19 protein-coding genes are annotated in these 24,303 nt (G+C 62.2%); 9 read left to right on the forward strand and 10 right to left on the reverse strand.

The window, feature by feature from the left end:
- Nucleotides 1-87 precede the first annotated feature (87 nt).
- From araD1 to HU811_RS11605, 8 genes are all read left to right on the forward strand, one after another.
- Nucleotides 88-1,080, forward strand: a complete 993-nt coding sequence (gene araD1 / locus HU811_RS11575; protein ID WP_186655960.1) for an AraD1 family protein — start codon at nucleotides 88-90, stop codon at nucleotides 1,078-1,080.
- A gap of 13 nt (nucleotides 1,081-1,093) precedes the next feature.
- On the forward strand, nucleotides 1,094-2,674 hold the full coding sequence (locus tag HU811_RS11580; protein WP_186655963.1) for an aldehyde dehydrogenase (NADP(+)): 1,581 nt from the start codon (nucleotides 1,094-1,096) through the stop codon (nucleotides 2,672-2,674).
- Between the two features lie 234 nt (nucleotides 2,675-2,908).
- Nucleotides 2,909-3,205: a DUF5629 family protein gene (locus HU811_RS11585; RefSeq protein ID WP_186655966.1), complete on the forward strand. Its 297-nt coding sequence runs from the start codon at nucleotides 2,909-2,911 to the stop codon at nucleotides 3,203-3,205.
- Nucleotides 3,192-4,367: a lactonase family protein gene (locus HU811_RS11590; protein WP_186655969.1), complete on the forward strand. Its 1,176-nt coding sequence runs from the start codon at nucleotides 3,192-3,194 to the stop codon at nucleotides 4,365-4,367. The genes HU811_RS11585 and HU811_RS11590 overlap by 14 nt, the downstream gene beginning before the upstream one ends.
- A gap of 156 nt (nucleotides 4,368-4,523) precedes the next feature.
- Entirely contained in the window at nucleotides 4,524-4,703 is a 180-nt protein-coding gene (locus tag HU811_RS11595) for a hypothetical protein (RefSeq protein ID WP_092398532.1), read from the forward strand.
- A 161-nt stretch (nucleotides 4,704-4,864) separates the two neighbouring features.
- Nucleotides 4,865-4,990 carry a hypothetical protein gene (locus tag HU811_RS27580; protein ID WP_256244135.1) on the forward strand — a complete coding sequence of 42 codons (126 nt, stop codon included), beginning with the start codon at nucleotides 4,865-4,867 and terminating at the stop codon, nucleotides 4,988-4,990.
- 114 nt (nucleotides 4,991-5,104) lie between these two features.
- Complete coding sequence (locus HU811_RS11600) at nucleotides 5,105-5,317, forward strand: hypothetical protein (RefSeq protein WP_186655971.1); 213 nt, start codon at nucleotides 5,105-5,107, stop codon at nucleotides 5,315-5,317.
- Nucleotides 5,314-5,571, forward strand: a complete 258-nt coding sequence (locus HU811_RS11605; protein WP_186655973.1) for a hypothetical protein — start codon at nucleotides 5,314-5,316, stop codon at nucleotides 5,569-5,571. The genes HU811_RS11600 and HU811_RS11605 overlap by 4 nt, the downstream gene beginning before the upstream one ends.
- A gap of 19 nt (nucleotides 5,572-5,590) precedes the next feature.
- Here the strand turns inward: HU811_RS11605 and HU811_RS11610 are convergent, their stop codons facing one another.
- The 10 genes from HU811_RS11610 to HU811_RS11655 all read right to left on the reverse strand — a co-directional run bounded on the left by HU811_RS11610 (nucleotide 5,591) and on the right by HU811_RS11655 (nucleotide 18,914).
- Entirely contained in the window at nucleotides 5,591-6,208 is a 618-nt protein-coding gene (locus HU811_RS11610; RefSeq protein ID WP_186655975.1) for a glutathione S-transferase, read from the reverse strand.
- Nucleotides 6,205-9,846, reverse strand: coding sequence for an AAA family ATPase (locus HU811_RS11615; RefSeq protein ID WP_186655977.1), 3,642 nt, complete (start codon nucleotides 9,844-9,846; stop codon nucleotides 6,205-6,207). Before HU811_RS11615 ends, HU811_RS11610 begins: the two co-directional genes overlap by 4 nt.
- On the reverse strand, nucleotides 9,843-11,087 hold the full coding sequence (locus HU811_RS11620; protein WP_186655979.1) for an exonuclease SbcCD subunit D C-terminal domain-containing protein: 1,245 nt from the start codon (nucleotides 11,085-11,087) through the stop codon (nucleotides 9,843-9,845). Before HU811_RS11620 ends, HU811_RS11615 begins: the two co-directional genes overlap by 4 nt.
- A gap of 277 nt (nucleotides 11,088-11,364) precedes the next feature.
- Nucleotides 11,365-13,002, reverse strand: a complete 1,638-nt coding sequence (locus HU811_RS11625; RefSeq protein ID WP_186655981.1) for a BatD family protein — start codon at nucleotides 13,000-13,002, stop codon at nucleotides 11,365-11,367.
- Nucleotides 12,999-14,735 carry a tetratricopeptide repeat protein gene (locus HU811_RS11630; RefSeq protein WP_186655983.1) on the reverse strand — a complete coding sequence of 579 codons (1,737 nt, stop codon included), beginning with the start codon at nucleotides 14,733-14,735 and terminating at the stop codon, nucleotides 12,999-13,001. The genes HU811_RS11625 and HU811_RS11630 overlap by 4 nt, the downstream gene beginning before the upstream one ends.
- The gene (locus HU811_RS11635) at nucleotides 14,732-15,811 is read right to left on the reverse strand and encodes a vWA domain-containing protein (protein WP_092398516.1); all 1,080 of its coding nucleotides are present in this window, start codon (nucleotides 15,809-15,811) and stop codon (nucleotides 14,732-14,734) included. The genes HU811_RS11630 and HU811_RS11635 overlap by 4 nt, the downstream gene beginning before the upstream one ends.
- Nucleotides 15,804-16,298 carry a DUF4381 domain-containing protein gene (locus HU811_RS11640; RefSeq protein ID WP_186655986.1) on the reverse strand — a complete coding sequence of 165 codons (495 nt, stop codon included), beginning with the start codon at nucleotides 16,296-16,298 and terminating at the stop codon, nucleotides 15,804-15,806. Before HU811_RS11640 ends, HU811_RS11635 begins: the two co-directional genes overlap by 8 nt.
- Nucleotides 16,295-17,239: a DUF58 domain-containing protein gene (locus tag HU811_RS11645; RefSeq protein ID WP_092398512.1), complete on the reverse strand. Its 945-nt coding sequence runs from the start codon at nucleotides 17,237-17,239 to the stop codon at nucleotides 16,295-16,297. The genes HU811_RS11640 and HU811_RS11645 overlap by 4 nt, the downstream gene beginning before the upstream one ends.
- A gap of 10 nt (nucleotides 17,240-17,249) precedes the next feature.
- Nucleotides 17,250-18,209, reverse strand: coding sequence for an AAA family ATPase (locus HU811_RS11650; RefSeq protein ID WP_025213310.1), 960 nt, complete (start codon nucleotides 18,207-18,209; stop codon nucleotides 17,250-17,252).
- A 351-nt stretch (nucleotides 18,210-18,560) separates the two neighbouring features.
- The gene (locus HU811_RS11655; RefSeq protein ID WP_092453768.1) at nucleotides 18,561-18,914 is read right to left on the reverse strand and encodes a hypothetical protein; all 354 of its coding nucleotides are present in this window, start codon (nucleotides 18,912-18,914) and stop codon (nucleotides 18,561-18,563) included.
- Between the two features lie 468 nt (nucleotides 18,915-19,382).
- Here HU811_RS11655 and HU811_RS11660 point away from each other — a divergent pair, with 468 nt between their 5' ends.
- Nucleotides 19,383-24,251 carry an NAD-glutamate dehydrogenase gene (locus tag HU811_RS11660; protein WP_186655989.1) on the forward strand — a complete coding sequence of 1,623 codons (4,869 nt, stop codon included), beginning with the start codon at nucleotides 19,383-19,385 and terminating at the stop codon, nucleotides 24,249-24,251.
- Nucleotides 24,252-24,303 lie beyond the last annotated feature (52 nt).

Here is a 24,303-nt window from a genome sequence, read left to right on the forward strand (position 1 = left end):
CGGGAGCAAGCTCCCTCGCCACAAAAGCTGGCAATAGGGCCTGACAGTTCACTGCATATTCATGTTTTGTTTCACAGGAGAAATTCCATGCGTTTAGTTCAGTTCGAATTGCCTAACGGCGAACGCCGGGTCGGTGTGGTCGACGGCGACCAGGTGCGGGAAGTGCAGGGCTCCGGTAGCGTGCGCGACCTGGCGCTGGCGGCCATCGAGGCGGGCGTGAAGCTTGAGCAACAAGTCAACAGCCTGGGCCTGGGCGCCGGTCATGACTACACCCGGTTACTCAGTGAACTGCGCATCCTGCCTCCGCTGGATCACCCGGATCCGGCGCACGTGTTGGTCAGCGGCACCGGCCTGACCCACCTGGGCAGTGCCTCGGCCCGGGACAAGATGCACCAGCAAGCTGGCGACGAAAGCGCCATGACCGACACCATGCGCATTTTCAAATGGGGCGTGGAGGGCGGTAAGCCCCAGGCCGGACAGGCTGGCGTGCAGCCCGAGTGGTTCTACAAGGGCGACGGCAGCATTGTGGTCCGTCCTGGCCATCCGTTCCCGCTGCCGCCCTTTGCCGAAGACGCCGGCGAAGAGCCTGAAATCAGCGGGCTGTATGTCATCGGCCACGACGGCAAGCCCTATCGCCTGGGCTTCGCGGTGGGCAACGAGTTCTCCGACCACGTCATGGAACGCAAGAATTACTTGTACCTGGCCCACTCGAAATTGCGCAGCTGCAGTTTTGGTCCGGAACTTCGCGTGGGTGAACTGCCTCAACATCTTTCCGGGACCAGTCGTATCCTGCGCAACGGCGAAGTGCTGTGGCAGAACGAGTTCCTCAGCGGCGAGGCCAACATGTGCCACAGCCTCGAAAACCTGGAGTTCCATCACTTCAAGTACAGTCAGTTCCTGCGCCCGGGGGACGTGCACGTTCATTTCTTCGGCACCGCGACCCTGTCGTTCGCCGACGGCATCCGCACCCAGCCGGGGGATGTGTTCGAAATCAGCCAGGCTGAATTCGGCGCGCCGCTGGTCAATGGCATTGCCCCGGTAGACGCGGTGTTCAACCCGGGTACTATCGGCACACTTTAAAAGGAGACTTGCGATGAACCAGATCCTTGGCCACAACTACATCGGCGGGGCGCGCAGCGCGGCCGGCCAGACCCGCCTGCAAAGCGTCGACGCCAGCTCGGGCGAGGCCTTGCCCCATGATTTCATCCAGGCGACGGCAGAAGAAGTCGACGCCGCCGCCAAGGCCGCGGCTGCGGCTTATCCGGCCTACCGGAGCCTGAGCGCGGTGCGCCGGGCCGAGTTCCTCGAGGCCATTGCCGATGAACTGGATGCCCTGGGCGATGAGTTCGTGGCCGTGGTCTGCCGTGAAACCGCGCTGCCGGCGGCACGGATCCAGGGCGAGCGCGGTCGTACCAGCGGCCAGATGCGCCTGTTCGCCAAGGTTCTGCGTCGTGGCGATTTCTACGGTGCGCGCATCGACCGCGCCTTGCCGGAACGCACGCCGTTGCCACGTCCGGACCTGCGTCAGTATCGCATCGGCCTGGGGCCGGTGGCGGTGTTCGGCGCCAGTAACTTTCCCCTGGCGTTTTCCACGGCCGGTGGTGACACCGCGTCGGCTCTGGCCGCCGGTTGCCCGGTGGTGTTCAAGGCCCACAGCGGTCACATGGCGACCGCCGAGCACGTGGCCGATGCGATCATCCGTGCGGCGGAAAAAACCGCGATGCCGGCCGGTGTGTTCAACATGATCTACGGTGGTGGTGTCGGTGAGTGGCTGGTCAAGCACCCGGCGATCCAGGCCGTGGGCTTCACCGGTTCCCTCAAGGGCGGCCGGGCCCTGTGCGACATGGCGGCCGCACGTGCGCAGCCGATCCCGGTGTTTGCCGAGATGTCGAGCATCAACCCGGTGATCGTCTTGCCGCAAGCGTTGGAGACCCGTGCCGAGAACGTTGCGCGTGACTTGACCGCCTCGGTGGTGCAGGGCTGTGGTCAGTTCTGCACCAATCCTGGCCTGGTGATCGGCATTCGTTCGCCGCAATTTACCGCCTTCACCCAGCAAGTGGCCGCGTTGATCGGCGACCAGGCGCCCCAGACCATGCTCAACGCCGGCACGCTGCAAAGCTATGGCAAGGGCCTGCAGAAGCTGCTGGCTCACCCAGGTATTGAGCACCTGGCCGGGCGCGAGCAGCAGGGCAACCAGGCCCAGCCGCAGTTGTTCAAGGCTGATGCCAGCTTGTTGATCAACGGTGACGAGGCGTTGCAGGAAGAAGTGTTCGGCCCAACCACAGTGTTTGTCGAAGTGGCGGACCAGGCGCAACTCAGCGCTGCGCTGAAAGGCCTGCACGGTCAACTGACCGCGACGATGATTGGCGAGCCGGCGGATTTCGAACGGTTCAGCGAATTGACGCCGCTGCTGGAACAAAAGGTTGGCCGCATCCTGCTCAACGGTTATCCAACCGGCGTCGAGGTCTGCGACTCGATGGTCCATGGCGGGCCTTACCCGGCGACTTCCGATGCCCGTGGGACTTCGGTAGGTACGCTGGCGATCGATCGTTTCCTGCGCCCGGTGTGCTTCCAGAACTACCCCGACAGCCTGTTGCCCGAGCCGTTGAAAAACGCCAATCCGTTGGGCATTCAGCGGTTGGTCGATGGGGTGCCGGGGCGCGAGGCGCTCTGATCGCAGTAAGGCAGTTGCATTGAGGTTCAACGGGCTGCCGCCATCGCGAGCAGGCTCGCTCCCACAGTGGATGGGTGGTAAATACAAGATGTGTGTTTGCTGCAAATCCAATTGTGGGAGCGAGCCTGCTCGCGATGCGATCTGGCAGTCGACAGTGCTTTCGAACCTTTTGGCCCAAGGCCGACTCGCCCATTGGGTTATCATGACAACTTTCCCAACGACCGACTGATCACCATGACTGCCTTGACCGACACCCTGCTGCACGCCCTCGAATCCTGCGACATGCTGATCATCGACGGGCTGCACGCATTCGACTTTTCCCTCGACGAACAAGACCAGTTGCACGTCGAGTGCATGAACGGTCGCACCCTCGAGCATTGGCGCTTCACGCCTGCGCAGATGGAGGCCGCGACGTTCGACAAGGCCTCGAAACACTGGATCATCACCAGTGATTCGGGTGACCACCATCTGGAGTGCGTGGAAGCGACGAGCGGCCACGACGATGAGGACGACGAACATGAGGATGCGTAGTTTCTGGCCCTTGTTGATGGCCGGCAGCGTGGGCGCCATGGGCGTCCAGGCAGAGACCGATGAGCGCCATCAACTGTTGGTGGGGTCCTATACCGCCGGCCAGAGCCAGGGCATCTACCGCCTGCAGTTCGACAGCCGCAGCGGCCAGCTCGATGCCCAGCCGTTGCAAGTGATCAAGACCGACAACCCATCGTGGCTGACCCTTTCCAAGGACATGAGCCGGCTGTTCGTGGTGAATGAAAACGGGCCAGGGCAAAAAGACCCGGTGGGCAAGGTCAGCAGCTACGCCATTGACCCGGAAACCCATGAACTGAGCCTGATCAACCAGGTGCAGTCCCTGGGCAACGAGCCGACCCATTCCAGCCTCAGCGGTGATGGTCGACATCTGCTGGTCAGCAACTATTCGGTGGTGGAAGACCCGGGCGGCACCCTGGCGGCGTTGCCGGTGGGCGCCGACGGTAAGCTGTCGCCGGTGGTGCAACTGAGCAGCCATCAACCGAGCCGGGTCAATCCCGAGCGGCAGATGTCCGCTCATGTGCACTCGGCCGTGTCTTCGCCCGATGGTAAATACGTGTTCGCCAGCGACCTGGGGGCGGACAAGGTATTTGTCTATCGATATGACCCGCAGGCTAATCCCGAGCTGCCATTGACCGCCGCCGAGCCGGCATTCGTGCAACTGCCGCCGGGAAGTGGGCCACGTCATTTGCTGTTCAGTGGCGACGGCAAGCATGCGTGGTTGACGATGGAGATGACTGCCCAGGTGGCGGTGTTCGACTATCAGGATGGGCGTTTGAGCCGGCGGCAACTGGTCGACCTGGCAGCGGGTAAACCACAGCCCGGCAGGGCGGCGGCAGCGCTGCATGCCTCCAAGGATGGCAAGTTCCTGTACGTCAGCAATCGTGGCACCACCAACGAAGTGCTGGTGTTCGCCATCGACCCGGCGGCCGGCACGCTGAAAGAGCTTCAGCGCCGCTCCGTGGAGGGGGATCACCCGCGGGAATTCAGCCTCGATCCGAGCGGAAAATTCCTGCTGATCGCCAATCAGAAGAGCAACCAGATCGTGGTTGTCGAGCGTGACGCCAAGACCGGCCTGCTGGGCAAAACCGTGCAGAAGTTGGCGATGGATGCACCGAGCGACTTGAAGTTCATGGCCCCTCAGTAAAGCGCAGGCCCCGATTTTCGGGGCCTGCGTCGCTGTATCAACAAGACTGATATTCGCTAGTGTTGCAAAGCATTTCAAAGCGGGACGCCTCGGCGCGTAAGTTTGCTTCACGGCCCAACCGGGCAGATAAGCCAACTGAATCCGAGGACTACCGACATGAATCTGAATCTCTTTTCTGTGATCGCTGCTTCCGCTATCTCCGCTACCGTGGCGCTGCCCGCCAGTGCCAGCATTGAAATCAGCAACAAGAAAAACCGCACCCAGAGCTACACCGAAAAATACCTGCAACAGAGCGCCAACTTCTACGCCGCCCTGGACCACAAGACCCAACACTGAACCGCGCTGAGAACTGAAGCCTGCGATCTTTTCATCTTTGAAAAGAGAAAAAATCGCAGGCTTTGCCTGCTCCTACGAAAAACCCGCTGTAATATCACTTGGCCATGTGTTTAAATTTGACGCTAGTAAATTGACTCCTTCTCCAACAAGAGATCGACACTATGGCGATGCGTCTGGCAATGATGCTGCTGTTCCTCTATTCCACCCCCATTGTTTCGGCCGCCCAGCCGACCCCCGGCGAGCCGGAAGTGGCGCGTGAGCGATTATTGAGCTTGCTTGAAGACTGATCTGTTTGGGTGAGTAATCAATAAAACTGATAGACACTATGCGTATTGATCGCTATTAAAATCGGTTTAGTTGATTGATTCTGTGGGCACTGAAACATGCCCACGGAGAACCCCATGGCCAGCACTATCCTTTCTTCTGCCAGACACGGCGCGTACATTGCCATCGGCCTTTACGTGGCGATGGTGTTGGTGGTCAGCCTTGGTGCCCAATACCAAGGCTCTGCCCAAACCTCCCTCCAGGCCGCCCGGCCTTCTGTTCATTATGGTCCCCCGGTTGCCCACGCGGCGCTCGAGCATGGCGCAGCAAAAGGGGCGGTCGGCGCATGAACAGAAGCAAGTTTTGGGTGATCGCATTCCTGACGTTCATCACCAATGGTTTTTCATTGCTGGGTCTGGGGCAAGCCTCGGCGGGATCTCTGGCGCGGACCATCGAGTGCAACCACAACATCGCTCACAACATCCTGACTGCCAAGGCCTTGGGGGCGTTGGTGGGGAATCCGCCGGTCAAGCCCAGGGTTGCCGTCTTCGGGCCTTTTCAGATCGACTGTGCAGTGGTGCGCATGTGCAGCGTGGCTGCCTGAAGCAAGCCACAAAAGCTGTTCACGGGTGGGGTGATTGCTTGGCCATGATCGCCACGAACAACTCGCAATCCAGCAAGCCTTGCAACCAACGCTGTAGGCGAGGGTAGGGCGCTGCGGCAAACCATTCGCGGTCGACATGAGCAAACTGCCGCACGAACGGCATCAGCGCCACGTCGGCCAGGCTCTGGTGAGCCGCTGCCAGAAATGCTCGGGCTTCAAGCAATGCTTCCAGTCTGCGCAGGAAGACCTCGCCCTCGGCCCGATAATGCTCCAAGGGGTACTCAGGATAGCGCTCGGGGTATTTGTAGCGGTTCAGATGAAGCTTGAAGACCTGGTCGTTTTCCTCGATCAACGCGGCCGTCAACGCCTGGCCTTCGAGGTTGCCGAGCAACCGCCAATTATCCGGATCATGCTGCGCGAGGGCCCAGCGCATGATCTCCAGGCTTTCATCGATCACCTCGCCATCGACCTGCAACACCGGCACCGTGCCCTTGCTGGAAAGCGCCAGCATCTCGGGCGGCTTGGCCTTGAGGCTGACTTCGACAATGTTCAATTCGACCGCGCTGTAGCGCAACGCCATGCGCGCTCGCATCGCGTAGGGACAACGCCGGAAGGAGTAGAGCGTGGCGCGGTTCATTTCACCTCCACGGTACTCAGACCATTACCTTGACGACGAACCTGGATCTGCACCGGGATCCGCTCGTGCATTTCCTGCACGTGGGAAATCACCGCAACCTTGCGTCCTTGGGCTTGCAAACCGTCGAGGGCATCCATGGCCAGTTGCAGGGACTCGGGATCCAGGCTGCCAAAGCCTTCGTCAATGAACAGCGACTCGATTTTCAGCGTGCTGGAAGCCATCGAGGCCAGGCCCAGCGCCAAGGCCAGGGAAACCAGGAAGGTTTCACCGCCGGACAACGAATGCACCGAACGCAGCTCATCGCCCATCTCCGTGTCCATCACCAGCAGCCCCAACATGCTGCCACCGCGTTTGAGCCGGTAGCGGCGCACCAATTGTCGTAGCTGCACGTTGGCGTGATGCACCAGCAAATCGAGGTTGTACGCCTGCGCCAACTTGCGGAAGCGGTCGCCGGTGGCCGAACCGATCAGCGCATCGAGCCGTGCCCAGCGCTGGTACTCGGTATAAGCCTGTTCGATCTGCTGGGCCAAGGCTTGGTTGGCGTTCTGCCTGCGCTGGTCTTCGGCCTGTTCGGCGCGTAGTTCGGCGCAGCGTTGCTCGCTGGCGGTAAATTGGGTTTGCAGTTCGGTGAGGGCCTGGGCCAGTTGTTCAGATTCCAGGTTGCCGTTGTGCTGGGCCTGATGGTGTTGCAGGCGCTGCTCGCGTTCAGTGAGCAGCACGCGGGCCTGCTCAATGGCTTTTTCGCTGTTGAGCAGTTGCTGGCGCAGTTGGCCGACGCTTTGCTCGTCCAAGTCAAGCAAGGCGGCCAGAGACGCATCATCCAGTTCCGGGTGGCAGGCGCGCCATTGTGCGATGCCGGCGGCCAGTGCCGTGTGTTCGGTGTCCAGCGCTTGGGCCTGTTCCTGGCGGGCTTTGAGTTCGGCGGCCAGTTCCACGAGGTTGTGGCGTAGCGCTTGCAGTTGTTGATTGGCCGTTGTTTCGGCGCTGTGGGCCTGTTCCAGAGCCTGGTCGAGTTGCTGCTGCCACTGTTCGGCGCTGATGTGTTCGCCCAGCAATTGCTTGAGCCGTTGCTGGCAGGCCTGCTGTTGTTCAGTCAGGGCGCTCAGTTGCCGTTGCGCCAACTCCAACTGCTGGAGGCGGGTTTGCTGGCGATCCTGTTCTTTCTCCAGGGTCTGCTGACGCTGAAGCTGCTCACTGAGTTCGTCACGTTGCTGTTCCAGGTGCGCCAGGCGTTGAGCGATCTGCTGGTCAAGTTGCATGAAGGTCGCGGCGGGCTCGGTGCGCAGGGCCTGTAACGTGTCTGCCGGCAACAACGCACTGAAGTGGCTCAGTTCCTCGTCCAGGCGCTGGCGATCCCGGGCCAGCTCCTGCTGTTGATTGTTCAGGTGCAGTGATGCCTGCTGATGCGCAGTTTCAGCCTCGCGCAATTGCTGCGCCAGGCGCGCGGCGTCCTGTTGCAGGGTCAGCAGGGCGGTCTGGCGTTGTTCGTCCTGGCTGATACGCAGGTTGAGCTGACTGTTTTGCTGGTCCAGCCAGGCGTCGCGTTTGGCTGCATCCTGGGCCAGCAGTTGCGCCGAGAGCGGATGGCCTTCAAGGCTGGGCGCCAGGCTTTGATACTGGCTGGCGAGCTGTTCCTGTTGCTGCTTGAGTTCTTTGAGCTGGGCGATGACGCCGCTGTATTGCGCGCGCAGGTCGATGACTTTTTCATGGAGCGACTCGACGGCTTTGCGCGCATTGGCCTCTTCGGTTTCATCAAAACGCCCCAGGCTTTGCAGCAAGGCTTCGGGCTGATGGTAAGGATGCTCGACGCTGCCACACACTGGGCATGGCTGGTCATCCTTGAGCTGTTCACGCAGTTGTTCCACGCTTTCGCTGCGGGCCAGACGCTGACGCTCCAGCAGTTGCCGGGTGACGCTCAGGGTCTGTTCGGCAATCGCAAGTTCGGCCTTGGCTTCGCTGCCTTCGCGCACTAGACGGTCGCGTTCCTGCAACGCCTGTTGCTGGCGCTGTTCAAGCTCGGCACCTCGTTTGTCCAGTTCTTGCTGGCTGGCCCAGAGCCGCGTCAGATCCTCGAATGCACGCAGTTGCTTGCGATTGTCTTGCAGCAGATTAGCGAGCAACTGGATCTGCTCGGCCACCGCTTGCGGCTCGGCGTCGGCTTCCTTGTAGAGCACTTCGAGGTTTTGCCGGTGGGTTGCCAGGTGCTCGGCGGCGTGGGTGGCATTTTGCTCCAGGGTGGCGAGTTCGACCTGCCCCTGGTTCAGGCGGTTGCCGATCAGCATCAGCTGTTGGAGGCGATCACGATAGGCCTGCCAGGCGTCGCTCAACGGCGCCAGGTGGGTGCTTTGTTCAAGCTCTCCGGCGATTCTCTGCAAGCGCCCGGCCACCTGCTTTTGCTGCTCAAGCAGAGTGTCGAGGGTGCGCTGGCCTTCGCTACAGGCGTGTTGTGCCTGCTCCTGGCGTTCGGCGCTTTGGCGAGCCTCCCTGTCGAGGCGGGCGAGGGTGCCTTGTTCTTCAAAGGCCTGGCGCAGCAAGGGGGCGCTGTCGGTGCTTTGTTGTCGGGCTGCGGTCAGCGCCAGTTGCGCAACGCCCAGGCCTTTCTCCAGCTCGGCCTGGCGTTCATGCAGATCGATCTGTTGCTGGGTGAGCTGCTGGACCTGTACCGCCAGGGGTTCGAGCTGCCGGGTCAGCTCCGTCTGGCGGATGAACTGATGCCGTTGCGGCGCGAGTTGTTCCAGGCGGGTCAGCTTCAGGCGTTCGTCGGCCAGGGCGTTCCAGTCGGCCTGGGCTTGTTGCAGTTGCTCGGCGGCGCTGGCCTGTTGCTCTTGCAACTGGCGCAGTTCCTTGAGCCAGGTGTGTTGTTGCTCCAGTTGCTTGAGTTGCGCCTGGTGGGCCTTGAGCTGGTGCTGGGCTTCGTTGAAGCGCTGGTCCAGTTCGGCGCGGGCCTCGGGGGCCAGCGGTGTGACGCCGGTGGCCTGGTCCTGCAATTGCTTGTGGGACTCTTTGGCTTGCTTGGCCTTGTCGAAGGCTCGCCGGCCCAGTCGGGTATACAGGGCTGTATCGGTGAGCTTTTCCAGCAGTTCGCTGCGGTCGTTGTCATCGGCCTTGAGGAATGCACTGAACTCGCTCTGGGCCAGCAACACGGCACGGGTGAACTGTTCAAAGTTCAGGCCCAGGGCGGCTTCGAGCTGGGTTTTGTATTCGCCTTTCTGACTCGCCAGCAACTGATCGTTGTCCAGATCCCGCAGGCTCTGGCGACTGGCTTGCAGCTTGCCACCGGCCTTTTCCCGGGCGCGATTGGCTTCCCAGCGCGCCCGGTAGCGACGACCGTCGATGCCGCGAAAATCCACTTCGGCGTAACCATCGCCGGTACCACGGCGCAACAGCGTACGCGGGTCGCCCGTGGCGATTTCACCGTCGGCGTCCGGCACCTTGGCGTCGCGCCCGGTGTTGTTGAGGCGCGGCACGGCGCCGAACAGCGCCAGGCACAAGGCATCGAGCAGAGTGCTCTTGCCTGCACCCGTGGGGCCGGTGATGGCGAACAGACCGGCACTGGCAAGCGGTTCGGCGGTGAAGTCTATTTCAAAAGGTCCGGCCAGGGACGCGAGGTTCTTGAGACGGATCGCGAGAATTTTCATGGTTGCTCGCCCTCCATCTGCACGTCTTGCAGCAGCACGGCAAAATCCTTGAGGGTCTGTTCGTCCACTTCGTTGCCGTAGCTGTCCTGCCAGGCGCGGCTGAACAACTCCTGTGGGCTCAGCTGATCCAGTTCGACCAGGGCGGCGCCATCATCGGCGTTTGCGCTGCCGCCGTTGCCGGCGTATTCGGCGGCGATGCGCACCAGGCGCACGGCTTTGCCTTGCAGGGCGGTTTCCACTTGATGGCGCAGGTCCGGCTGTGGCTCATCGAGGCGCACCCGCACCTCCAGCCAGGGTTGGCGCTGGACATCGGCCAACAGGTCGATGTCCGGCAGGTCCTTGAGTTGCACAAGAATATCGGCCAGGGGGGCCGGGCCCAGGCGCTGCAGATTGACGGCCCGGGGAATCAGCCGTGGCTCGACCTTGACCAGGGTTTCGCCGTCCAGGGTGATATCGAGAATCTGATGCTGATAACCGATCTCCGAAAACGACAATGGAATCGGCGAGCCGCTGTAGCGGATGCGCTCTTCGCCGTTGACCTTTTGCGGCTTGTGCAAATGGCCGAGGGCGACGTAGCTGATGCTCGGACCGAACAGGCTGGCGGGCAGGGCTTCGGCGTTGCCGATGATCAGGCTGCGCTCAGAATCCTCGGACACCGAGCCGCCGGCCATGTGCGCATGGCTGATGGCGATCAGCGCCTGGCCCTTCTTGCGTTTGTCGTTGGCGGCAGCGATCAGCCATTCATGGACCTGACCGATGCCGCGCAGGTAGTCGTCACCCAGTTGTGCGCCGGTCACCTCGGCAGGCCGCAGGAACGGCAGGGCCAGGCACCAGGCCTTGACCTTGCCCTTGGCATCGGGCAGCGGCAGCAGTAGGCGCTCGACGTCCAGTTGCCCGTCGTCCAGCCACAACACCCGGCCCAGGGCATGCGTGCGCAACCGGCGCATCAGCGGCGCCGGCAGTTCGATGCGCGAGCCGGAGTCGTGGTTGCCGGCGATCATCACAATGGTCAGATTGGCGTTTTGTTCATGGGCACTGACGATGAAATCGTACAGCCGCTCCTGGGCTTTGACCGGCGGGTTCACCGTGTCGAAGATATCACCGGCAATCAGCAGCACGTCGGGCTTTTCGCTGGTCAACTGACGCAGCAGCCAGTCAAGGAAACAGGCGTGTTCGAAATCGCGTTCCTGACCGTGCAGGTTTTGCCCAAGGTGCCAGTCGGAGGTGTGGAACAGACGCAAGGGGAACTCCAGAAAACAGGTGATGGCCGCGGAAAGATGGGCGGCTAAAAGAAGCAGAGTTTACTGGGAAACAGGGCGGAGAACCCGGACAACCTCTACAAATGAGTTGGCACCAATCCTGTGGCGAGGGGATTTATCCCCGCTGGGCTGCGTGAAGCAGCCCCATGAAGCGAACTCAATCAACCAAGCTGATCGAAATGTCGGGTTTCAGGGCTGCGTTGCAGCCCCACGGGGATAAATCCCCTCGCCACAGATGCTCTATGTCCCGCAAAGGGGGTTATTTGGGGTAGAGCGGCGGCAAGCCACTGTCGCTGGCCGGGTCCTGGAAGCCTTCCGCAGCGGGAATGGTACGAATGGCCCGCCATAAATCTTCGCCTTGCCAATACTGACCCGTTTCGCTGTAGAGCGCGCCGTTGAGGCCGTCCAGGGCGTCGGACAGGGGCACGAAGCGCGCGGCCATGTCGGCCAGGGTTTCCGGTTGCTGGCGAGCCCAGGCGTCCAGCGCCTGGCGTGTAGCGTGGGAGTCGTTGGCCAGGCAGGCACGCTTGAGGTCGTCCAGCAAGGTCCGCGGGCTCGGCCCGGCCTGGGTCGCGCGCAGGATCGCCGGCTGCGAACGGGCGCGCCACCACAGGCCCAGGCCCAGTAGCGTGGTGCAGGCCAGGATGAACGTGCTCAATTGCCAATACCACAAGGTGTCGCTGTCGACGATTGTCACGATCTGAGGTGTGCTTGTTGGCGTGTCCACCATAAGGCTCGGGTTGTTCGCCACTTGCAGGGTCCGCGCTGGAAGACTGGTGCGGTCCAGGTGGTCCTCCAGGGTGTTCCACCAAACCACTTCCACCGGCGGCAGTTCAATGGTGCCACTGCGGTTGGGCACCAGGGCCTCGCGGTCTTCACGGCTGCCGACCAAACCGCGCTCACTGCTGCGACTGCTGAGTACCGGTTGGTCGGGGTAGCGCCGCAGGCCACTGATTTCAGTGGCCGGCAGGGGGGGGATCTGGGCGCTGGCCAGGCCCTCGGCTTCCAGGGTCAGGCTGCGGGTCAGGGAGTCACCCACCTGGCTGTGGGTCGGTTCCGGGCTCCAGCTTTCGCTCAAGGAAAGGCTGCGTGCCGGCAGCCAGGGCACATCAGCCGGGTAACTGGCGGGCTTGGGGTTGACGGTCAGGCGCAGTGGCTCGGAGCTGACACGTATCAACTGGCCGGGGTTGGGCCCCGACGGGGCAGCTCCCTGGGCCACCGGCTCGACCAGGGTGGCGCTGAAGGTCTGGGCCGGGATCGTCAGTTCGCCGCTGCGCTGGGGGTAGATGCCATAGCGCAGTTCGATCACGCCGTGGCGTAAGTTGTTGATGACCTTTTCGTAGGTGCGCGATTCGCCCAGTTGTTCGGTGCGGGCATCGGGGATGTGCAGCGGCGTCAGGCTGCTGTCGTCGTACAGCGACACCGAATGGTAGATGCGCAAGGTCAGGATCGCCTGTGCCTGCACATAGACCTGGGTCTGGTCGAGGCTGGCCTCGATGAACACCGGGGCCAGTTTGCCTGGCTCATTGCGCGTTTCGCTTTCGATCACTTGCAGGCTGATGGGCTGGCTCGTCACTTCGCCCAATTGCAGGGGCGGAATGACCACGGTGCCACTCTGGCGCGGCAGCAGGGTGACGATCCAGCGGGTGGTGGCGCGATTCTCGCCGTCAAGCGTCGTCAGTTGGTTGACCTGGCGGGTGCCGCGCACTTCGAACAGCGCCTGGAGCGGGCTCAGGTCGGGTTTGCCGAACAGTGTGGCGTCATTGGATTCCAGGGTCAGTTCCACCGTTTCCCCAGAGTTCAGGCGGCTGCGGTCCGCACTGGCAGTCAGCTGTGCAGCCTGGGTTCCAGAGGCCCAGAGCAGCAAGACGAGGAGGTAGGCGGTGAAGCGGGTCATGGGGTTTTTCCCTGGGCCTGATGGCTTTGCTGTTCATACCAGAATTTACGTCTGAGCAGTTCGCCCGGATTATCCGGGATCTGGCGCAGCCATTGTTCCAGTGCCTGGCGCTGTTCTTCGTCATTGCGCTGGCCGGCCGCGGGACGCAGCGGTGGGGTCGTGGTCCGCTCATCGGGCAGTTCACTGCCCGGCACATCCTGGGCGCCGGGCGGTGCCGGTGCCTGGGGGCCCTGGGATTGTTCCGGTGTCGCGGTCGCTTCGGGGGAGGGCTGTCCCGGCGCAGAACTTTGTACCTGGGCATTGGCGTTCGGTGATTGCTCGGCGGGCCCTGGCTGCTCACTTTCACTAGGCTCAGGTTCGGCAGGTTTTGCCGCCTGCTCTTTGAGCAGGCTCTGCACCAGCGCTTTGTTGGTTTGGGCGGGACGCAGGTCCGGCTGCAATTCCAGGGCTTGCTCGTACGCATCCAGCGCGGCGTCCAGTTCGCCGCTTTTGGCCAAGGCGTTGCCGCGATTGTAGTGGGCGCGGGCGTCGTTGCCCTCGGCAAAGCGGCGGGCGGCTTCGCTGTAGTCACCGGCTTCATACAGGGCCACACCTTGCCATTGGTGGTCCTCGAAGTGGGCGGCGGCCTCGGCCGGACGCTTCTGCTTGAGCAGGTGCTGGCCCTGTTGATCGGGGCGCAGCCACAGGTCCTGGAGTTCGAAGGCATGACCGGTCTGCGGCAACATGAACACCCACGGCAGGCAGAACAGCCAGCCACGACGTCCCGCGCAGGCGGCCAGCAGCAACAGCGGCAGAAGCAGCCAGTAGCCATGGTCCGCCCAGGTATCCAGGCGCAACGTCTGACCGTCGCTGCGCAAATGGCGAGGACCGTCCAGCAGCCCGAGGCCGCGCAGGTCGCTATCGTCCAGGCGCGCCGGGCGATAGCGACCGTCCAGCTCATTGAGGAAGGACTTGAGACTCGGGCTGTCCAGGCGCGGTACCAGAATCGCGCCCTGGGCATCCTTGAGGTAACTGCCATCTTCCTGGGTTACCGGGGCGCCTTCGCGTGTCCCGATGCCGAGCATCAGTAATTGCGTGGCAGATCCATCGAGGATCTGGCGGATATGCTCGCGTTCCTGGTCGTTCAACGACGAACCAATCAGCAGAATCCGACCGTGGCCGAGCCCGCTCTGATTTAACAGGGCCTTGGCCTTGTTGACCGCCAGGTCGGCGCGATGGCCGTTTTGGGGCATGATCGAGGGGGTGAGTGCCTCCAGGAGGTTGGCGCTGGTGGACAGGTCGTCGGACAGCGGCACCAGCGTATGGGCACTGCCGGAATAGACGATGATTGCCGTCTGGGCGTCGCTGCGGCTATGCAGCAAGTCCAGCACTTTGCGTCGGGCTTGCTCCAGACGCGTGGGCGGGACGTCGGCGGCGAGCATTTGCGGAGTCAGCTCCAGCACCACCACCAGCGGATCGGCAGGTTTTTGGCTGGTCTGTTCGACCCGTGCCCAACTGGGGCCCAGTAGCGCGAGCACTACCAATAACCAGCCCAGGCCGAGGGCAACCCACGGGAGCTTGCTTTCGCGGCCGCTGCCGCCACTGAGTAGCACGGCATGAAACGCCGGCGGCAGAATCATTTGCCAGCGGCCCACGCGTTTCTGCCGGTGCCACAGCTGCCACAGCAGCCAGCCCAACACAGGCAGCAGCAACAGAAACCAGGGACGCAGCCAGTGTGGCCAGAGAGCGATCATCGGCGTTTCCCCAGGCGCATGCGCTTGAGTCGCCGGCGCCACTCGGAATGTTCTGCCGGTTGGAACAAGGGCTGGGTGAACAGGCGCTGCAAAGGGTTGTCCGGCCAGCGTTCCCGGGCTACCAGCAAAACGCTCAGCAGCAGCGCAACGGCCAGGGGCCATTGGTAAAGTGCCTGGGCGGGGCGCGCTTGGGTCGGTTGCTGGGTCACCGGTTCGAGCTGATCGAGGGTGGTCTTGATCGCCAGTAACTGTTGACCGTCCTGGGCGCGGAAATACTGGCCGCCCGTGGCTTGGGCAATTTCCCTGAGTGTCGCTTCGTCGAGGTCCAGGCTCGGGTTGACCCCGACAAACCCTGCCGTGCCACTTTCTTCCGGATCGGCGCCAATGCCGATCGGGTAGATTTTCACGCCTTCTTCAGCGGCCAGCCGGGCGGCGGTCAGCGGGTCGATTTCCCCGCCGTTGTTGGCCCCGTCGGTCACCAGGATCAGCACACGGCTGTTTGCCGGACGTTGACGCAGACGCTTGAGCGCCAGGCCGATGGCGTCGCCGATAGCGGTGTTCTTGCCGGCGATGCCGATGCGCGCTTCATCCAGCCAGAGCCGCACGGTGCGCCGGTCGAAGGTCAGCGGCGCCTGCAGGTAGGCTTGGCTGCCGAACAGGATCAGGCCGACCCGATCACCTTCGCGGCTCTCGAGAAAATCTCCCAGCAGATGCTGGACCAGCGCGAGACGACTGATGTCCTCGTCTTGCCAGCGCATATCGGGAAAGTCCATGGACCCCGAAACATCTACCGCCACCAACAGGTCTCGGCCGCTGGCAGCAATCGGCAACGGCTCGCCCAACCATTGCGGGCGGGCTGCGGCAATCAGCAATAGCAGCCAGAGCAGGATGAAGGGCGCCTGCTGACGCCAGGTCGGCAGATTGCTTCGGGCCCGGCGCCCCACGAGACCTTCGAGATCGCCCAGGAAACTGACCCTGAGGGCCGGCTCGCCACTGTCGGCCGCCGGCAGCACCAGACGCATCAGCCAGGGCAGCGGCAACAGCGCGAAAATCCACGGCCAGGCGAACTCAAACATGTTTGCGAATCCAGATTTCGACGGCGTGGGTCAGGCCGGCAATGGCTTTGTCATCGAGCTTGCATTCGGGTTTGTAGGCGCCTTCCACCAGCACCATCCAACGGGTCAGGCCTGCCGCCGGGCAGCGGTTATCCAGGAAAGCCAGCCATTTACGTCCGTTGAGGGTGTGGCTCTGGCTGTACGGGTAGTGGTTGCGACACAGGCGCTTGAGCAGCCCGTTGAGTTGTTGCAGCCAGGCGCCGGCAGGGGCGCCATCGTAGGGTTTGGGGAACTGGGCGAGTTCCGCCAGAGCGGCCAGGCGCGCAGGGTCCAGGGGCTGCTCGGCGCGCACGGTGGAGCGCTTGGCGGGAAGGAACCGGCGCAATTGCCACAGTCCAAGACCCAGCAACGGCAACAGGACCAGCAGCAGCCACCAGCCCGGCGCAGGGGGCCAGAAACCGATGGGTGGCGGCGTGATCAGTGGTTGCAGTTGATCGAGACTGCTCATCGGCTCTTCCCCGACCGCTTGGGGTTCAGGTATTCGCGTAGTTGTTCGACCATGTCGCCCTGGGTGCTCAGGGGCATCAGCAGAATCCGCAGCTTCTGGGCCAGCAATTCCCAGCGCTCCTGGCGGGCCTCGGCCTGGGCCCGATAGGTCTGGCGCAGTTCGAAATTCAGGGTGTCGAGCTCCAACTGCGCACCGCGCTGGGCGAAACGCAGCAATCCGGCGGCGGGCAGGGCGTGATCCAGCGGATCCGAAAGCGGCAACAGCAACAGGTCGCAATGGCGTGACAGCAGGCTCAACTGTTGCTCGGCGCTGTCGGACAGCGCGCGCTCATCGCAAATCACGATCACCAGGCTGCCAGGACGCAACACTTCCCGGGCCCGGCGCAAGGCGTTGCCGAACGAATCGCGGTCCGCTTCGCCCTCGGTATGCAGCGACTGATTGACCCGCACCAGGCGGTTAAGCAGTTGCAGAAGGCTCTGTTTGCTGCGCCTGGGCTTGACCTCGTAATGGGTGTTATCTCCGAACACCAGCCCGCCGACCCGGTCGTTGTGCCCCAGGGCGGCCCAGCCGATCAGGCTGGCGGCCTGGGCCGCGAGCACCGACTTGAACACCAGCCCCGAGCCGAAGAACAGCCGATGGCTTTGCTCGATCATGATGAAGATCGGTCGTTCCCGCTCCTCATGAAACAGCTTGGTGTGGGGCTCCTGGGTTCGGGCGGTCACGCGCCAGTCGATGGTGCGTACATCGTCGCCGGCCTGATAGACCCGCACCTGATCGAAATCCACGCCGCGCCCGCGCAGCTTGGAGTGATGCAGACCGATCAGCGGACTGCGCTGGCCTGGCGTCGAGAACAACTGCACTTCACGCACGCGATGGCGCATCTCGATCAGCTCCGAAAGGCTGACGCGGATGCCCGGGACGGGCGCCAGTGGGTTGTTCATGGCTGGCTACTCAAGCGACGGCGACGACGTCGAGAATCCGCTGCACGACGCGGTCCTGGTCAATGCCGGCAGCTTCGGCTTCGAACGACAGGATGATGCGGTGGCGCAGCACGTCAAACAGCACGGCCTGGATGTCTTCGGGGCTGACGAAGTCGCGGCCGGCGAGCCAGGCGTGGGCACGGGCGCACCGGTCCAGGGCAATGGAGCCTCGCGGGCTGGCGCCGTAGGCGATCCATTCGGCCATTTCCGGGTCGAATTTGGCCGGCGTACGGGTGGCCATGACCAGTTGCACCAGGTATTCCTCCACGGCGTCGGCCATGTACAACCCGAGGATCTCCTTGCGTGCGGAGAAAATGGCCTGCTGGCTCACGCGGCGCTCGGGCTTGGTTTCGCCATTCAGCGCCTCACCCCGGGCCTGCTGCAGAATGCGCCGTTCCACCGCCGCATCGGGAAAACCGATCTTGACGTGCATCAGGAACCGGTCGAGCTGGGCTTCGGGCAGCGGGTAGGTGCCTTCCTGCTCGATCGGGTTTTGCGTGGCCATCACCAAAAACAGCGGCGACAGCTCATAGGTGCTGCGCCCGACGCTGACCTGGCGCTCGGCCATTGCTTCGAGCAAGGCCGACTGGACCTTGGCCGGGGCACGGTTGATTTCGTCCGCCAGCACCAGGTTGTGGAAGATAGGTCCCTGCTGGAACACAAAACTACCGGTTTCCGGGCGGTAGATTTCCGTGCCGGTAATGTCGGCGGGCAGCAGGTCGGGGGTGAACTGAATGCGATGGAACTGCGCCTCAATGCCCTCGGCCAGTTCTTTGATGGCCTTGGTCTTGGCCAGCCCCGGCGCGCCTTCCACCAGCATGTGGCCGTCAGCGAGCAGGGCGATGAGCAGACGCTCGATGAGTTTTTCCTGGCCGAGGATCTGCGTTGAAAGAAAGGTTCGCAGCGCCAGCAGCGCTTCACGATGTTCCATCGGTGACTGTTCCTGGAAAGGGTGGCCCAGGCGTTCGGATAACGTCGGAGCTGGGGGCGTTACTTTAATGCATGGCGGGGGGTGGCGACTAACGGGATTTTGTTTGGTGTGCGGATTTGTGATCGGTTTGGGAGCTGAGCTTGCTCGCGATAGGGCCCTCACTTACCCACTCTGGGTTGTAGGCGCCGTGTAGGAGCTGTCGAGCGAAGCGAGGCTGCGATCTTTTGATCTTTTGATCTTTCGCTTGAGACCCAAGTGGCTGGGGAAAGATCGCAGCCTCGTTGCACTCGACAGCTCCTACACAGCTCCTACCAGGCTCCCTCGCCACAGGGCGCGCGGTCGCCTTTGGAATCAGAGCTGGCTTATATAGGTGCCCGTCCCCTTGAGGATGTTCTGCAGCGTCAGTTCCACTTCCGCCAGGTCCGCCGCGTCGGTGTCGTGGGTGATCTCCAGCACATCATCCCCATTCAACACATCGGCATCCGAGGCAGCAATTTCGATTTTCAGCAGGGTCGGGCTGAGAGTGACCTTGACGCCCTCCAGCGTCGAAGGCTCTCCATCCAGGGCGATTTCCAGTTCGTCTTCGTCGGGGTAGCGGGTCATCAGGAACATTTCGCCCTGGGCGCTGTGGCAGCACAACATGGCCATGTTGTCTTCTTCGTCGTCGCACGGGTTGGCGATCAGAAGGGCGGTGGTCATTTGCATGGTGATGGCTCCTGGCTCGATGAGCCTTGCTGGGCGCAAATAAAGTGGATTTTGCCAGCCCGTGTAATTTTCTGCTGGATTACTGCAGTCACACGCAAAAAACTGCGTGCAATTTCACACCGCAAGGTGCCGTTTTGGTCGTGGGGCTGCTACGGTTGTTCGATGCAAACCGGCTGTTTAGCTTGCCGTTGACCGAATATGTCGCAGCGCTGCAAGCAGGCACATTGTCGCACTCGTTAAGCTGCACGGCGGATGTACACCTGCAAAGGGCACCACGAGGGCTTTTTGCAGGTGTCCATTACATGGAAATTACATGGAAAAGGATGTGACCTGCCGGTCCTGTCCAGCTTCACCCACCTGTCGTCCTGTTTCCTCTGCCCGAGAATCAGGAACAGGATGGCCGACAGCCCTGAAAAAGGGCTGCACGCGACGCTTCCATCAATAACAAGCCCAAGCGGAGTACCACAGATGGCGTTCTTCACCGCAGCCAGCAAAGCCGACTTCCAGCATCAACTGCAAGCGGCACTGGCGCAGCACATCAGTGAACAGGCACTGCCACAAGTGGCGCTGTTCGCTGAACAATTCTTCGGCATCATTTCCCTCGATGAACTTACCCAGCGCCGGTTGTCCGACCTCGCCGGCTGCACCCTGTCTGCCTGGCGCCTGCTTGAGCGCTTCGATCACACGCAGCCGCAGGTCCGCGTCTACAACCCGGATTACGAACGCCACGGCTGGCAGTCGACCCATACGGCGGTGGAAGTATTGCACCACGACCTGCCATTTCTGGTGGATTCGGTCCGCACCGAACTGAACCGTCGCGGTTACAGCATCCATACCCTGCAAACCACCGTGCTGAGCGTGCGTCGCGGCAACAAGGGCGAGTTGCTGGAAATCCTGCCCAAAGGCACCCAAGGCGATGGCATCCTCCAAGAATCGCTGATGTACCTTGAAATCGACCGCTGCGCCAACGCCGCCGAACTCAACGTCCTGAGCAAGGAACTTGAGCAGGTGCTGGGCGAAGTGCGCGTGGCGGTGGCTGATTTCGAACCGATGAAAGCCAAGGTCCAGGATATTCTGTCGAGTCTGGACAGCAGCGCCTACGCTATCGATGCCGACGAAAAAGGTGAAATCAAGAGTTTCCTGGAATGGCTGGTGGGTAACCACTTCACCTTCCTGGGCTATGAAGAATTCGTGGTTCGTGATGACGCCGATGGCGGCCATATCGAATACGACGCCGATTCGTTCCTCGGCCTGACTAAACTGCTGCGTGCCGGCCTCACGGTCGATGACCTGCGCATTGAAGACTACGCCGTCAACTACCTGCGCGAACCGACTCCGCTGTCGTTCGCCAAGGCTGCACACCCAAGCCGCGTACACCGTCCGGCTTACCCGGACTACGTGTCGATCCGTGAGATCGACGCCGATGGCAAGGTCATCAAGGAATGCCGCTTCATGGGCTTGTACACCTCGTCGGTGTATGGCGAAAGCGTGCGCGTGATCCCTTACATCCGTCGCAAGGTCGAGGAAATCGAACGTCGCTCGGGCTTCCAGGCCAAGGCGCACCTGGGCAAGGAACTGGCCCAGGTGGTCGAAGTGCTGCCCCGTGACGATCTGTTCCAGACCCCGGTGGACGAGCTGTTCAGCACCGTGATGTCCATCGTGCAGATCCAGGAACGCAACAAGATCCGCGTATTCCTGCGTAAAGACCCGTATGGCCGTTTCTGCTACTGCCTGGCCTATGTGCCGCGCGACATCTATTCCACCGAAGTGCGCCAGAAGATCCAGCAAGTGCTGATGGAGCGTCTGAAAGCCTCGGACTGCGAGTTCTGGACGTTCTTCTCCGAATCCGTGCTGGCCCGTGTACAGCTGATCCTGCGGGTGGACCCGAAGAATCGTCTCGACATCGACCCGGTCTTGCTGGAAAAAGAAGTGGTGCAGGCCTGCCGTAGCTGGAAGGACGATTACGCCAGCCTGGTGATCGAAAGCTTCGGCGAAGCCCAGGGCACCAATGTGCTGTCCGACTTCCCGAAAGGCTTCCCCGCAGGCTACCGCGAGCGTTTTGCCGCGCATTCGGCCGTGGTCGACATGCAGCATCTGCTGAGCCTGAACGAAAAAAATCCGCTGGTCATGAGCTTCTACCAGCCGCTGGGCCAGGTTTCCGGCCAGCGCGAGCTGCACTGCAAGCTGTATCACGCCGACACGCCGCTGGCATTGTCCGATGTGTTGCCTATCCTGGAGAACCTCGGCCTGCGCGTGTTGGGCGAGTTCCCGTATCGCCTGCGCCACACCAATGGCCGCGAGTTCTGGATTCATGATTTCGCGTTCACCGCCGCCGAAGGCCTGGACCTGGACATCCAGCAGCTCAACGACACCTTGCAGGACGCCTTCGTCCACATTGTGCGCGGCGATGCCGAGAACGATGCATTCAACCGCCTGGTGCTGACTGCCGGCCTGCCATGGCGCGACGTGGCGCTGCTGCGTGCCTACGCCCGTTACCTGAAGCAGATCCGCCTGGGCTTCGACCTGGGATACATCGCCAGCACCCTGAACAACCACACCGACATCGCTCGCGAACTGACCCGGTTGTTCAAGACCCGCTTCTACCTGGCGCGCAAACTCAGCGGCGACGACCTGGAAGACAAGCAGTTGCGTCTGGAACAGGCGATCCTCACGGCGCTGGACGATGTCCAGGTGCTCAACGAAGACCGCATCCTGCGTCGCTACCTGGACCTGATCAAGGCCACCTTGCGGACCAACTTCTACCAGGCCGATGCCAATGGCCAGAACAAGTCCTACTTCAGCTTCAAGTTCAACCCGCACCTGATCCCGGAACTGCCGAAACCGGTGCCCAAGTTCGAGATCTTCGTGTATTCGCCTCGGGTCGAGGGCGTGCACCTGCGCTTCGGTAACGTTGCTCGCGGTGGCCTGCGCTGGTCCGACCGTGAAGAAGACTACCGTACCGAAGTGCTGGGTCTGGTCAAGGCCCAGCAAGTGAAGAACTCGGTGATCGTGCCGGTGGGCGCCAAAGGCGGTTTCCTGCCGCGACGCCTGCCGTTGGGCGGTGGCCGGGACGAGATCGCCGCCGAAGGCGTGGCGTGCTATCGCATCTTCATCTCCGGCCTGCTGGACATCACCGACAACCTCAAGGAAGGCGTACTGGTTCCGCCGACCAATGTCGTGCGTCATGACGACGATGACCCGTACCTGGTAGTGGCTGCGGACAAGGGCACTGCGACCTTCTCCGACATCGCCAACGGCATCGCCATCGACTACGGCTTCTGGCTTGGCGATGCGTTCGCTTCCGGTGGTTCGGCTGGCTACGACCACAAGAAAATGGGCATCACCGCCAAGGGCGCGTGGGTCGGCGTACAGCGTCACTTCCGTGAACGCGGTATCAATGTCCAGGAAGACAGCATCACCGTGGTGGGCGTTGGCGACATGGCCGGCGACGTGTTCGGTAACGGCCTGTTGATGTCTGACAAGTTGCAGCTGGTGGCAGCCTTCAACCACCTGCACATCTTCATCGACCCGAACCCTACGCCTGCCAGCAGCTTCGCCGAGCGCCAGCGTCTGTTCGACTTGCCGCGTTCGGCCTGGACCGACTACGACACCAGCATCATGTCCGAAGGCGGCGGTATCTTCTCGCGCAGCGCCAAGAGCATCGCCATCTCGCCACAGATGAAAGAACGCTTCGACATCAAGGCCGACAAACTGACCCCGACCGAGCTGCTCAATGCCTTGCTTAAGGCGCCGGTGGATCTGTTGTGGAACGGCGGTATCGGCACGTACGTCAAGGCCAGCAGCGAAAGCCACGCCGACGTGGGCGACAAGGCCAACGATGCGCTGCGCGTGAACGGCAACGAACTGCGCTGCAAGGTGGTGGGCGAGGGTGGCAACCTGGGCATGACTCAACTGGGTCGTGTCGAGTTCGGCCTGCATGGCGGCGCCACCAACACCGACTTCATCGACAACGCCGGTGGTGTGGACTGCTCCGACCACGAAGTGAACATCAAGATCCTGCTCAACGAAGTGGTGCAGGCCGGCGACATGACCGAGAAGCAACGTAACCAGTTGCTTGGCAGCATGACCGACGAAGTCGGTGGCCTGGTGTTGGGCAACAACTACAAGCAGACCCAGGCCCTGTCCCTGGCGGCACGCCGGGCATTCGTGCGCATTGCCGAGTACAAGCGCCTGATGAACGATCTGGAGGCACGAGGCAAGCTGGATCGCGCCATCGAGTTCCTGCCGGCCGAAGAACAACTGGCCGAACGCGTCGCGGCGGGCCAAGGCCTGACCCGTGCCGAACTGTCGGTGCTGATCTCCTACAGCAAGATCGACCTCAAGGAAGCGCTGCTCAACTCCCAGGTGCCGGATGACGATTACCTGACCCGTGACATGGAGACCGCGTTCCCGCCGACTCTGGTGAGCAAGTTCTCCGAAGCCATGCGTCGCCATCGCCTCAAGCGCGAGATCGTCAGCACCCAGATCGCCAACGACCTGGTCAACCACATGGGCATCACCTTCGTTCAACGGCTCAAAGAGTCCACCGGCATGAGCCCGGCGAACGTGGCGGGCGCTTACGTGATCGTGCGGGACATCTTCCATCTCCCGCACTGGTTCCGTCAGATTGAAGCCCTGGATCACCAGGTGTCGGCTGACGTGCAACTGGAGCTGATGGACGAGCTGATGCGCCTGGGTCGTCGTGCGACGCGCTGGTTCCTGCGCAGCCGCCGCAACGAGCAGAACGCTGCCCGTGACGTGGCTCACTTCGGTCCGCACCTGGCGGCGTTGGGCCTCAAGCTCGACGAACTGCTGGAAGGCCCGACCCGTGAAGGCTGGCAGACCCGCTACCAGGCCTACGTAGCAGCCGGCGTGCCGGAACTGCTGGCGCGCATGGTTGCAGGCACTACGCACCTGTATACCTTGCTGCCGATCATCGAGGCGTCCGATGTCACCGGCCAGAACGCCGCCGATGTGGCCAAGGCTTACTTCGCCGTAGGCAGTGCCCTGGACATCACCTGGTACTTGCAACAGATCAGCGCGCTGCCGGTGGAAAACAACTGGCAGGCCCTGGCCCGTGAAGCGTTCCGTGATGACGTCGACTGGCAGCAACGGGCGATCACCATTTCGGTCCTGCAGCAGGGCGACGGTACCCAGGAGGTGGAAACACGCCTGGCGCTGTGGCTGGAGCAGCATCACGACATGGTCGAGCGCTGGCGTGCCATGCTGGTGGACATCCGTGCCGCCAGTGGCACGGACTACGCCATGTACGCGGTCGCCAACCGCGAACTGCTGGACCTGGCGTTGAGTGGTCAGGCGGTCGTAACGGCCAACTGATCCGGCGTTGAATGAAAAAGCCCCGCATCGAGAGATGCGGGGCTTTTTCATG

It is taken from the genome of Pseudomonas tehranensis (assembly GCF_014268615.1).
Lineage (GTDB): Bacteria > Pseudomonadota > Gammaproteobacteria > Pseudomonadales > Pseudomonadaceae > Aquipseudomonas > Aquipseudomonas tehranensis.